At 47.6% G+C, this 11,844-nt stretch carries 9 protein-coding genes and 1 tRNA gene; 7 read left to right on the forward strand and 3 right to left on the reverse strand.

All coding sequences use genetic code 11. The features are described 5' to 3' along the window. Positions 1-95 precede the first annotated feature (95 nt). The 4 genes from purQ to MKQ68_RS24915 all read left to right on the forward strand — a co-directional run bounded on the left by purQ (position 96) and on the right by MKQ68_RS24915 (position 3,475). Positions 96-740, forward strand: coding sequence for a phosphoribosylformylglycinamidine synthase subunit PurQ (gene purQ / locus MKQ68_RS24900; RefSeq protein ID WP_285892323.1), 645 nt, complete (start codon positions 96-98; stop codon positions 738-740). Between the two features lie 53 nt (positions 741-793). Next, positions 794-1,243 (forward strand): protein-disulfide reductase DsbD domain-containing protein, encoded by a 450-nt coding sequence (locus MKQ68_RS24905; protein ID WP_244841218.1) that lies wholly within the window; start codon positions 794-796, stop codon positions 1,241-1,243. Between the two features lie 100 nt (positions 1,244-1,343). Beyond that, complete coding sequence (locus MKQ68_RS24910; RefSeq protein WP_264281429.1) at positions 1,344-3,317, forward strand: protein-disulfide reductase DsbD family protein; 1,974 nt, start codon at positions 1,344-1,346, stop codon at positions 3,315-3,317. An 85-nt stretch (positions 3,318-3,402) separates the two neighbouring features. After that, positions 3,403-3,475: transfer RNA gene (locus MKQ68_RS24915), tRNA-Ala, on the forward strand. A 360-nt stretch (positions 3,476-3,835) separates the two neighbouring features. Here the strand turns inward: MKQ68_RS24915 and MKQ68_RS24920 are convergent. Continuing rightward, a complete protein-coding gene (locus MKQ68_RS24920) occupies positions 3,836-4,273 on the reverse strand; it encodes a GNAT family N-acetyltransferase (RefSeq protein ID WP_244841214.1) in 438 nt (145 codons plus the stop codon). A 257-nt stretch (positions 4,274-4,530) separates the two neighbouring features. Here MKQ68_RS24920 and MKQ68_RS24925 point away from each other — a divergent pair, with 257 nt between their 5' ends. Together MKQ68_RS24925 and MKQ68_RS24930 are read left to right on the forward strand one after the other, a co-directional pair. After that, on the forward strand, positions 4,531-7,086 hold the full coding sequence (locus tag MKQ68_RS24925) for a TonB-dependent receptor (protein WP_264281430.1): 2,556 nt from the start codon (positions 4,531-4,533) through the stop codon (positions 7,084-7,086). Between the two features lie 147 nt (positions 7,087-7,233). After that, a complete protein-coding gene (locus tag MKQ68_RS24930; protein WP_244841212.1) occupies positions 7,234-7,554 on the forward strand; it encodes a hypothetical protein in 321 nt (106 codons plus the stop codon). 61 nt (positions 7,555-7,615) lie between these two features. On the opposite strand, the gene MKQ68_RS24935 is transcribed toward MKQ68_RS24930, so the two are convergent. Together MKQ68_RS24935 and MKQ68_RS24940 are read right to left on the reverse strand one after the other, a co-directional pair. Beyond that, positions 7,616-8,065 carry a response regulator gene (locus MKQ68_RS24935; protein WP_264281431.1) on the reverse strand — a complete coding sequence of 150 codons (450 nt, stop codon included), beginning with the start codon at positions 8,063-8,065 and terminating at the stop codon, positions 7,616-7,618. A gap of 14 nt (positions 8,066-8,079) precedes the next feature. Beyond that, positions 8,080-9,480 carry a sensor histidine kinase gene (locus tag MKQ68_RS24940; RefSeq protein WP_264281432.1) on the reverse strand — a complete coding sequence of 467 codons (1,401 nt, stop codon included), beginning with the start codon at positions 9,478-9,480 and terminating at the stop codon, positions 8,080-8,082. Between the two features lie 411 nt (positions 9,481-9,891). On the opposite strand from MKQ68_RS24940, the gene MKQ68_RS24945 reads away from it, so the two are divergent. Further along, positions 9,892-10,908 (forward strand): LacI family DNA-binding transcriptional regulator, encoded by a 1,017-nt coding sequence (locus tag MKQ68_RS24945; protein WP_264281433.1) that lies wholly within the window; start codon positions 9,892-9,894, stop codon positions 10,906-10,908. Positions 10,909-11,844: the final 936 nt, after the last annotated feature.

Below are 11,844 nucleotides of genomic sequence, written 5' to 3' on the forward strand. Positions count from 1 at the left end.
TCTTTTCCGAAAGGAAGCAACAATAAAACAACGAAATTAAATCAAATATGAAGTTTGGCGTAGTTACATTTCCAGGTTCCAACTGTGATCAGGACATGATTGATGCATTAAGGTATGACCTGAACCAGGAAGTGATCAACCTGTGGCACAAGGAGAAAGACCTGAGCATGTTCAGCACCCAGGACTGCATCCTGATACCTGGTGGTTTCTCTTACGGCGATCACCTGCGTTGCGGCGCTATCGCCAAATTCAGCCCGATCATGCAGAGCGTGGTGGAGTTTGCTAACAAAGGCGGTCGTGTGATCGGCGTTTGTAACGGCTTCCAGATCCTTTGTGAAGCGGGTTTACTGCCAGGCGTATTGCTGCGTAACCAGAATCAGCAATTCATCTGCAAAAACGTATTCCTGAAGAGTGAAAATACAACTACCTCTCTTACGAAAGACGTAACCGGCCGTCCGCTGATGATTCCTATCGCGCATGGTGAAGGTCGTTATTATGCCGACGATGCTACGGTAGAAGAGCTTTTCAAAAATAACCAGGTGATATTCCGCTATTGTGATGAGTTTGGCAATATTATTGAACAGGCTAACCCGAATGGCGCTCTGCGTAACATCGCAGGCATCAGCAACAAGGGTAAAAACGTGTTCGGTATGATGCCGCATCCGGAAAGAGCAGCCAGCTCCATCCTCGGAAACACTGATGGCCAGCTGATTTTCCAGAGCCTCATCAACAACAACTGATAAAAAGTAAAAACCAAACCAATCAAATCAACCAACCAGAAAAAAAAGTAGCTATGAAAAAATTGTTAGCAGCCCTGTGCCTCTTCGTTATGCCACTGTTGGCATCTGCACAGGAAGACAATCCGGTTAAATGGACATTCTCGGCTAAAAAGCTGGACGCTCAGACTTACGAGCTGTCTGCCAAAGCCACCATCGATAAAGGCTGGCACCTTTACTCCCAGTTCACTGGTGAAGGCCCAGTGCCTACCAGCTTTACTTTCGCTAAAAACCCACTCCTGACTATGGACGGTAAAGTGAAAGAAGTAGGTAAACTGAAATCTGAGTTTGATCCTAACTTCAAATCAGACATGAAGTTTTTCGAAAACACAGTGACCTTCGTACAGAAGATCAAGGTGAAAGGTAAGGCAACAGCACAGGCGAAAGGCACCGTAGAATTTATGGTGTGCGACGACCATCAGTGTTTGCCTCCTACAGAAGTACCGTTTGCGGTTAGCCTGAAATAGTACTACATCTATTAAAAGAAATATAACCGGGAACGAGTTCTGTAAAGGAACTCGTTTCTTCGTTTTACCTCTGTAACAACCTGTTAAGTCTATATTCTATATGAAGTATATTATACTGTTGCTGGCTAGTGTAGGGCTGTTGTTTGGCCAGGGAGCACATGCACAGGAGTCAACAAAACAAATCATTACCTGGAGTTATTCTGCTGAAAAGAAAGGCGACCAGTCATACACTCTTCACCTGAAAGGAACGATTGCTCCCGGATGGAAAGTATTGTCCAAAGCCGCTAACGACGATTTCGGCCCTGTGCTGGAATTGGATAGCGCCAGCCAGACGCGCTGGACCGTGGGTAGTTTTACCGAGAATGCCGAAGCAAAAGCGGAGATGAACGATGTGCTGGAGAGCGATATTAAGTACGTAGAGAACGCCGTCGAGTATGTGATCGAAGTGACGAACACTGCGGCGGGACAGGCTTCCGGCGTGATCAACATCTTTGCGATCAACGGCCAGGAGTTCCTTGGCCCCGAGCCGATCCCTTTCCGCTTTAAGGCCGATGCACAGGGCAACCTGGCGGGTGATGCCGGAACTATCGAAGTAAGCAAAGGTGCAGATCCGACCCTCGTACCTTCGATCGACCTTAAAAACCCTGTTCGTCCGATCGGTGGTATCGATAATGGTGAAGGTAAAGGCCTGCTGGCGATCTTCGGATTGGGCTTCATTGGTGGCCTGATCGCGCTGATCACCCCTTGCGTATTCCCGATGATCCCGATGACTGTAACCTTCTTTACGAAGAGCGCGCAGGGTAAGAAGGGCGTGTTTAACGCAATGCTGTATGGCTTCTTCATTTTTGCCATCTATGTGTTGCTGAGCCTTATTTTTTACATTCCGGGCGTTAGTTCCGACTTGCTAAATAACATTTCTACGAACATTTACCTGAACACCTTCTTCTTCGTGGTGTTTATCATATTTGCCATTTCGTTCCTCGGCTTCTTTGAAATATCGCTGCCGAGCAGCTTCGCCAGTAAGGTAGATTCCAAAGCAAACATGGGAAGCGTAGTAGGTATCTTTTTTATGGCCGTTACCCTGGCGTTGGTATCCTTCTCCTGTACCGGTCCTATCCTGGGGTCCCTGCTGGTAAGCGCCCTCACTACCGATGGCGGCCCTATTCAGCTGACCATGGGTATGGGTGGTTTTGGTCTGGCTTTGGCCCTGCCGTTCGCCTTATTTGCCCTGTTCCCGGGTATGATGAACAAACTGCCTAAATCAGGCGGCTGGCTGGATACCGTGAAAAAAGTACTCGGCTTCCTGGAGCTGGCACTGGCTTTCAAATTTCTGTCCAACGCCGACCTCGTAGGCCACTGGGGTATCCTGAAGAGAGAAGTGTTCTTCGCCATCTGGACCCTTATCGCCCTCGGCCTGATCGCCTACCTGCTGGGATGGCTGAAATTACCGCATACCTCCCCTGTGAAGAAGTTTACGGTAGGTCGTATCGGTACGATCGTCGTACTGCTCGCATTCACCGCTTACTATCTCGTGCCGGGCATGCTGCCGATGGATTACACCAATCGTGGTTTGATCAGCGGTTTCCCTCCGCCACAGAGCTATAGCATTTATGGAGGTCACCATGGCGTGAAGCCTAACGTAGTGAACAACTACGAAGAGGCGTTAGCGCTCGCGAAGAAAGAGAATAAACCTGTACTGCTTGACTACACCGGCTGGGCTTGTGTAAACTGTCGTAAGATGGAGGAAGAAGTATGGCCTGAAGCAGACATCCGCAAGATCATCGAAAAAGAATACATTCTTGTATCGCTTTATGTAGATGACAGCAAAGGTTTGAAAGAGGACGAATTCTTTGCTTACAAAACCAAAGAAGGTGAAAAGAAAGACGTTAAAACCGTAGGTGGCAAGTACGCCAGGATGCAGTTTGTGAACTTCGCGAATCAATCGCAACCGATGTACGCTGTTATCAGCCCTGATGAAAAGCTGATGACCCTGCCAGTAGCTTATACACCTGATGCGAAAGAGTATTACAACTGGCTGAAAGCCGGGGTAGATGCCTTTAGAACAGGTAAATAATATGGACGAGAAAAGCCGGATGAAAAAAACATCCGGCTTTTTTTTGTAATTCAGAAAAAGCAGCTACATTTGCAACCTCTATTACGGGGGATTAGCTCAGTTGGTAGAGCGCTTGCATGGCATGCAAGAGGTCAGCGGTTCGACCCCGCTATCCTCCACACAAAGTTGACACAGGCTTTCGCAAACGCGGAAGCCTGTTCTGTTAACAGATATTTCTCCAATTCTCCGTAAATAATAGTGTCTCACACGCTCTCGCCTGCAATAGTGGTACATCCTTTCGATAATGTACTCGCGTTATGTACAACCCGCACTACCTCGAAATTTTGGGCCGATAACCAGCAATTGACGAATGCTTGTCAACAACACGATCATGTGAAAGTTAATCAAGGCTTATAACCGTTTAGCTTGCGTAAAACTAATCGTATATGCTGTCGTTCGTGAATCGGGTTTGCGCCGAAGTAACGGTAGCAACGCTTTCTCGTGGATCAGGCATTATTACTGCCTTCCGTAAAATCGGGTTAGTCGCCAGCCACATATTGAAGGTGCAGCAACGGATAAGGTCTCCCCATCCCATCGACATCAGATCTGCCCGTCTGCACAAATCCCATCTTCTTATAAAACCCAACCGCCTGTGCGTTTTGCTCATTCACATCTACACGCAGCACGTTCAATTCGTCTATGGCAAAGCGCACCAACTGTTTGCCATAACCCGCTCCACGCGAGCCCTCCTCAATAAACAGCATTTCGAGGTTGCCGTCCGCTACGCCCAATACACCAGCAATGTGCCTGTCGCCCATCACGTACAATTCCAGCACCGGTAATACCTGCGTAGGGATGATCGATTTAAATAACTCGAAGTCTGCCTGCGCCAGAAAGTGGTGGGTAGCTAATACAGATGATTCCCACACCCGCATAATGTCGGGGTAGTCATTAGATGTCGCTTTGCGGATACTCATGTGAAGTTGATTTGATAGCACCGGGGTACGAGGTTATTAACGGCTGCGAAGATATCAGAAAAAATGGATAAATCATCTGGCTAATAATGAATGAATTATGAAGCATTCGCTATTTAGTCTATAAAATAACTAGACTTTCTGATTAATGTTATTATATTTGTCCACAGATTCAGTAGACTAATCAGTGTGCAGCCGGCGTAATTCGTCCCGGGTCGTTTATCCGGGTCAACCTTAATCTTTTTTAAAATCAAGCAAACATGCGAACATCATTACTCACTGCATTGTTCACCCTGATCTTCATTGCAGGTGCAGTAGCTCAGAGCACCATCAAAGGCGTTGTAAAAGACAACACCGGCGCTGCCGTTTCGGGCGCCACCATTCTATTGCAAGGCTCCACTAACCACGCGATCAGCGATGAAGTAGGGGAGTTTACCATTGTTACCTACAAGACATTTCCCGCCACATTGCGCATCAGCTACGTAGGCTTCAAAACACAGGAAGTGCCGCTGCCAAGCGCTGCTACGCCTGTAACGGTTACGTTGCATCCGGACGATTTGCTGTCGGAGGTGGTGATTACATCCCGCCGTCGTGCAGAAAGTGCGCAGGACGTGCCTATTCCTATTTCGGTGATAGGCGGCGGTCTGGTAAAAGACGCGGGTGCATTTAACGTGAACCGTTTGAAAGAACTCATTCCTACTGTACAATTATATTCTTCCAACCCGCGTAACACCACGTTAAACGTGCGTGGCGTAGGTTCAACTTTTGGTTTGACCAATGATGGTATCGACCCAGGTGTAGGCTTTTATGTAGATGGTGTGTACTTTGCGCGCCCTGCTGCTACTACATTGGACTTCATCGATATTGAAAGGATAGAAGTACTGCGTGGTCCGCAGGGTACCCTGTTCGGTAAAAATACCACGGCAGGCGCCTTCAACATTACCACTGCAGCTCCGTCCTTCACGCCGAATGTAACGTTCGAAAGTAGCTACGGCAACTTCGGTTACATTCAGGCGAAAGCAGCCGTAACCGGGCCGCTGGCGAAGAAACTGGCCGGCCGTATCTCCTTCTCCGGCACGCAGCGCGACGGTCTTATCGACAACGTAGCTACTGGTAAAAAAGTGAACGATATCAACAACCTTGGCTTCCGTGCCCAGTTGTTGTATACACCTACCGATCGGGTGAAAATTACCCTGGCCGGCGACGCGACGCGCCAGCGTCCAGACGGTTATGCGCAGGTAGTCGCCGGCGTGGTAACTACGCAGCGTGCGGCTTACAGGCAGTTTAATGCGATTATCGCAGACCTGAACTATCAGCTGCCCAGCCAGAATGCGTTCGACCGTAAAATCGATCATAACACCACCTGGCGCTCCGGTAACGACCTGGGTGGCGTATCGGTGAATGTGGATGCGAAAATCGGTAACGGTACGCTTACCTCTACTTCTGCATGGCGTTACTGGAACTGGGACCCGTCCAACGACCGTGACTTTACCGGTTTGTCTGTACTCCAGCTGTCACAGGCTACCTCTAAACACCAGCAATGGACGCAGGAAGTACGTTATGCAGGCGATCTTACCTCTAAGCTGAGTGGCGTGATCGGTGTATTCGGCATCTGGCAAGACCTGAAAACAGATCCTTTCCATATCGAAGAATCCGGCGACGCACAATGGCGCTTCTCGCAAAACTCAACCAGCGAGCTGTGGAAAACGGAAGGCCTGTTCGATGGCTTCGGCATCAAAACTTACTCCCGCCTCAAAACTTTTGGTGGTGCGGTGTTCGGACAGTTAGACTGGGCGATCACGAAACAATTGCACGTATTGCCAGGCTTACGTTATAACTATGATAAAAAGAAAGTAGACTACGACCGTAAAACATATGGCGGCCTGCAAACCACCGATCCCGCATTGATAGCGCTGAAGAACGCGGTATACACCGATCAGGCGTTTAGTGCAGATGTAGATGAGAGCAACGTATCCGGTCAGATCACGGTGGCTTATAAACCGACACAGAAGATCAACGCCTTCGCTACTTTCTCTACCAGCTATAAACCCATCGGTGTAAACCTGGGAGGATTGCCAACTTCCAGCGGAAAGGTGATGACGGAGCTGGCGAGGATCAAGCCGGAGTATGTAACGCATTATGAAGTGGGTTTAAAAACTTCTCCGGGTAAAAATGCAACGGTTAACATCGTGTATCACCATACAGATATCAAGGATTACCAAACCAACGTACAAACAGCTGAAGTGGGCGTAAACCGTGGCTACCTGGCGAATGCTGAGAAGGTACGTGTACAGGGCGTTGAGCTGGATGCCAACCTGAAAGCGGGCCGTTTTGTGTCGCTGTACGGCGCGTTGGCTTACACCGACGGTAAATACATTACCTTCAAAAATGCACCTGTGCCATTGGAAGAAACCGGGTCTGCCAGCGCGTTTAAAGACATTTCAGGCGGTAAGCTTCCAGGCATTTCTGAGTGGGCTGGCTCCTTGGGCGGTGAGGTAAAAACCACCACCAAAAGCTTCCTGGGCCATCGCGCTAACTTCTTCCTGGCGTTGGAAAGCTACTACCGTTCCGATTTCTCCTCCAGCCCTTCACCCTCTAAATTCCTGAATGTAGACGGCTACGCGCTGGTAAATGCAAGGGTAGGCTTCCGGGCGGCACAGGGTCTTTCGGCCTTCATCTGGTCGCGTAACCTGCTGAACAAAGATTACTATGAGCAGCTGCTGCCTGCCGCCGGCAATGCTGGTCATTATGCAGGCGTATTGGGCGACCAGCGCACGTTTGGCGTAACCATCCGGTATGTGCTCAATGCAGATTGATAAGCGTTAGTCATCAGCCACCATAAAAAAAGGAAAGTCTCGCTTTTGGCGGGACTTTCTGATTTTTGTATATTTAGTAACGTTCTCCCGCCTCCAATTGCTAAAGTCAAACCTTCTCCACTAGCGGTTCACTTAAAATTTCCCTCTATGGATCACCTGCATGAGTTAGAGCAGGCTGCGTACGACCTTCTTGCAAAAATATGGGACCGCCTTGTCGAAAAATATGATGGAGAAGCACAGGTGCCTGCTGCGGACAAGAATGCTGTAACCACCGCCTACAAAGAGCTTCAGAAGGCAAGTGCCGCCGGCCCTGATCAACTACAAATATTCATCGATGGTTTAAACAAGCGGTTCCGCGACGATGAGCCGGGCGCACCAAGGTTATCTTCCAAAGAAAAGAAACTCCGTACGCTGGCACGCATCAAAGACCAACTGAACAACATTATCAAACCAAAAGAAGATGAATAGCGTAACGCTAAAAGCCCCCAGAGAACTGGAGGCTTCTTGAATAACGGTATAGGAATAAATGCTAGATTACTTCTGCCAACACTTTGTTCGGAAAAAATCGCTCAATCACTTCCAGCAGTTTTTCTACTGTCAGTGGTTTATTAAGGAAACCGCGGATATCGTCGATACCGTTGGCCTTGCGCTCATCGTCCGGGTTAAGACTGGTCGTAAGCATCGCGATCACGATACCGGCCTTTTTCTCCTCGGGCAGTTTATGGTATTCATCCAAAAATTCCCAACCGTTCATAGCTGGCATATTAATATCCAGGAACACGATGCCTGGTAGAATGTAATTTGTATTGTTCGCGAAGTCGCCGGTACCGGTAAGGTAGTCAAGCGCTTCCTGACCATTGGTCACCACCTGCACGTGCACATCGAGTTGTGCCCTCTTTATGATCATTGAATTGATAAAGTTGGTAGCATGGTCGTCATCTACCAGCAGTATGCAATCCAGTCCGTCAATTTTTTTCATTATAGTCGGCGTTTTTAGTCGATGATTGTGAAATGGAATGTGCTGCCCTGGCCCATGGTGGACGTAACCCAGATATGCCCTTTATGCAGTTCCACTATTTTTTTGCAATGCGCCAGCCCGATGCCGGTGCCTTCATATTGTTTGCGATTGTGCAGTCGCTGAAAAATCACAAATACCTTTTGCAGGTGCGATGGATCGATGCCGATGCCGTTGTCACGCACTGCGAACTGCCAGCCGTTATCCAGTTTAACGGGGGATATGTATATCTCCGGCGGAACATCTTGCCTTGCAAACTTGATGGCGTTTAGTACCAGGTTCTGGAACAGTAGTTTTATTTCTGATTCGTATGCAGTAATGGTCGGCATGGCCTCGTAATAAATCTGCGCACCTTTTTCCTGGATCACCAGGTCGAGATCGTCACACACCACTTTGAGCAGGCTGTTGAGATTTACCGGCTTCATGTTGGTGTTGCGGCCCAGGCGGCTGTAATCCAGTATGTCTTTAATGAGCTGGCGCATACGTGCCGCGGCATCATAAATAAATTTGAAACTGCTGCTTACCTGTTCGTCCGGGTGCTTTAGATACGATTCTGAAAGCAGTTCGATCAGGCTGGTAATCGTGCGTAATGGCTCCTGCAGGTCATGAGAGGTGATGTACGTCAATTCCTCGAGTTCGCGGTTTTTGGAACGGAGGATTTCATTGTAAGCTTTCAGTGCATCTTCCCCTTTCTTCCTGTCGGTAAGGTCGCGGGTTACTTTCGTGTAGCCGAGGATTTCGCCGGATTCGCCATGCAGTGCAGTGATGGTAACACTTGCCCAGAACTGGCTGCCGTCTTTTTTCACGCGCCAGCCTTCTTCCTGGGCTTTGCCGACCGTACGGGCAGTTTGCAGCAACTCTCCGGGCTTGTTGATATGTTGCGCCTCAGGCGTATAAAATTTGCTGAAGTGTTGGCCAACAATTTCATCCGCCTTATAACCTTTAATGCGTTCGGCCCCGATGTTCCAGTTAACAATGTATCCTTGCGGGTCCAGGTGCAGTATGGCGTAGTCATCCACTTCTGCGGTAAGACTGTATTGCAGGTCTTCGGCCCTGCGGATGCGTTCCAACGCCTCTTTCTTTTCACTAAGATCGCGGGCTATAAGTACATAGCCGGTCAACTGTTCTTCTTCATAGATAGGCGTAACGTACAGGTGCGCCCACACCGGGATGCCGTGTTTGATCACGATCCAACCTTCGTAGCTGCCCTCGCCGGATTGTTGCGCTTGCGTAAGCAATTGCGTATGCTGCTGCTCAAACCTGCTCTCCGGCGTATATAGTATACTGTAATTCCATCCTGTAATTTCATTCGCCGTGTAACCGGTAAACGTTTCACCGCCTTTATTCCAGGTTCGGATAGTGCCGTCTGTAGCAAGCATACAAATGAGATATCCGTCTACCTCATGTAAGATTTCACGAAAAAGAGTGTCCCCTGGCATTAGCAAATAGTGTCACCTGGTCTCATACAGCGTATGGACCAAGCATGTTGGCAATGGTATTCTGTGTCTGTTACTCTAATTGTATCTGGTGAAAAACAAAAGGAATGGATAATTGATGATACGTACGCAATTGTATATGATCTGGATTCTTATTAGCGCAAATTTATATAAATAAGTTGATAGGATGTAAGGATTCCGAACCGTTTGTCCATAAACATTGCGGAATTGCCGCAGGGTAGGTGAATATTAACAAATTATGATAACCTGACGGAAAATATTAAATTGGGCCGTTCAAGCTAACCTGGTTACCTGTATGAGCTTCTATTACCAACTAAACCTGCTCCACGTATTATGAAACGAGTTTCCTTAAAAGACGTGGCTAAAATGGCGGGCGTTTCCAAGTCCACAGCGTCGTTTGTGCTGAATGGCAAAGCTAAAACAATGCGCATCAGCGAGGCCCTGGCCGAAAAGGTGATCGCTGTGGCCGAAAAGGCTGGCTATCAACCACATCAGCTGGCTGTAAGCCTTCGCACGGGCCAGTCTAAAATACTCGGACTTATAGTAGAAAGTATCTCAGGTAGCTTCTTCGCCGCTCTGGCAAAAATTATCGAAGACGAGGCGGAAGCCTATGGTTATAAGGTTGTTTATTGTAGTACAGAGAACAACGCGCTGAAAGGCAGGGAGTTAATTCGCATGTTATCGCAGCGCCATGTAGACGGCTTCCTTATTACGCCTACCATCGGGATGGAGAAAGATATCAAGAAACTCGTATCGCTCGAAAAGCCTGTGGTATTGATGGATAGCTATTTCCCGGAAGTGGAGGCGTCTTATGTATTGGTAGATAATGCGAAAGGCATTCGTAAGGGCATGGAGCACTTCTTTAGCAAAGGCTATAAAAAGATCGGTTTTGTAACGGTGGATATCGATCTGGTGCAGATGAACGAGCGCCTGGAGGCTTACCACGAGTCCCTGGCCGAACATGGCATCAGGGCCAATAAAAAGCTGATCCTCCGGGTGCCTTACAATGGTGATAAAGCCGATGCGATCGCACAAATCAACGCTTTTCTGAAAAATACACCCGGCCTCGATGCCGTATTTTTTGCCACCAACTACCTGGGCATCCTCGGCGTAGAGAGTATTACCTCCCTCGGCCTGCGTATGCCCGACGATCTGGCCATGATCTGTTTTGACGACCATGACCTGTTCCGCCTGTACCCTCCCGGCATTAGCGCTATTCAGCAGCCCATAGAGGGGATCGCTAAAACAGCTATGCAACTGCTGATGCAGCAGATGGACAAGGCACGCAATGGCAATATGGTGAACCAGGTTGAGCTGGAGCCACAGTTCATAGAACGCGGCTCCGCCTAACCAGCGGAATTTTTTTAGGGGATCGTTTTGATTACTTAAAAAAAATTTAATTTTACAAGGTAGAAACCAGGGGTTTTGTGAAATGGATCAGAGAAGAACCACCAGACAGGAAAGGGATCGCAGCGAAGGATGTAGCAAAACATCTTTTTTTAAGCCACTATTGCTAAACCGGTTTTGCGAAACAATAGAACATGACCTATGCCGCTAATGTGACTAGCGCAATTGCCAATAAAACGTGTACGCCTGACCGTGTGAACATCTGCCCGGCGTTACGGCTTTCAACCACCTCTAATTAAGTAATTATTACGGCAGCAATGTCGACTATAATAGAAGATCGTTTTTTTATTGTTCACTATTCATTTAAAGCAACAAAGGGCCTTTCAAGGCTCTTTTTTTATGCTGATAAATCGAGCAACTTTGTAGCAGACGTTGCCCATTTTCACTACGCGTAAATCTTCCTCTCTACTAGATTACTTTGCTGGCCCGGAATTTGTTGAATACACGAGCTCGGGTAAAAAAAAGCAAAGTGAAATGGAATTGTTGTAAGTAGATGAATGCCTTGCCCTGAGCCAGTTTTAAGAGTTTTTAAAAAATATTGGGATTAAAACGGAAATGTTTTTTAATTTTAATCAAGATAAAAAGATCAATTACCTGATCTGTTTGTTATTGAGAAAAAATCGGAACCACGCACATTGTAGAAACCATGTTGTTGAAAGTAACCAGTGAGTGTTTATGAGACGTTAATCGAAGGGACCATATCAATTACTTTCCCGGAAATAATTTAAGGATACACGCAAAAGATTCCAAGAATCTTTTTTTTGACACTAAAAGCAAAAACGATTTAGCTTGAAGTGAAAATTTGCCGTCATTCCGTGTTTCCCATATTAAACCGACAATTCAACCTGTATATCGTACGGGCGGGCATTGTATTTTTTA

This window comes from Chitinophaga horti, assembly GCF_022867795.2.
In the GTDB taxonomy this organism is placed as follows: Bacteria; Bacteroidota; Bacteroidia; order Chitinophagales; family Chitinophagaceae; genus Chitinophaga; species Chitinophaga horti.

Bases quoted from the DNA above. Each gene is read 5' to 3' on its own strand.
- MKQ68_RS24935 (WP_264281431.1), bottom strand. From the start codon at position 8,065: ATGAAAAAAATTGACGGACTGGATTGCATACTGCTGGTAGATGACGAC.
- purQ (WP_285892323.1), top strand. From the start codon at position 96: ATGATTGATGCATTAAGGTATGACCTGAACCAGGAAGTGATCAACCTG.
- MKQ68_RS24940 (WP_264281432.1), bottom strand. From the start codon at position 9,480: ATGCTTGCTACAGACGGCACTATCCGAACCTGGAATAAAGGCGGTGAA.
- MKQ68_RS24905 (WP_244841218.1), top strand. From the start codon at position 794: ATGAAAAAATTGTTAGCAGCCCTGTGCCTCTTCGTTATGCCACTGTTG.
- MKQ68_RS24910 (WP_264281429.1), top strand. From the start codon at position 1,344: ATGAAGTATATTATACTGTTGCTGGCTAGTGTAGGGCTGTTGTTTGGC.
- MKQ68_RS24930 (WP_244841212.1), top strand. From the start codon at position 7,234: ATGGATCACCTGCATGAGTTAGAGCAGGCTGCGTACGACCTTCTTGCA.
- MKQ68_RS24920 (WP_244841214.1), bottom strand. From the start codon at position 4,273: ATGAGTATCCGCAAAGCGACATCTAATGACTACCCCGACATTATGCGG.
- MKQ68_RS24925 (WP_264281430.1), top strand. From the start codon at position 4,531: ATGCGAACATCATTACTCACTGCATTGTTCACCCTGATCTTCATTGCA.
- MKQ68_RS24945 (WP_264281433.1), top strand. From the start codon at position 9,892: ATGAAACGAGTTTCCTTAAAAGACGTGGCTAAAATGGCGGGCGTTTCC.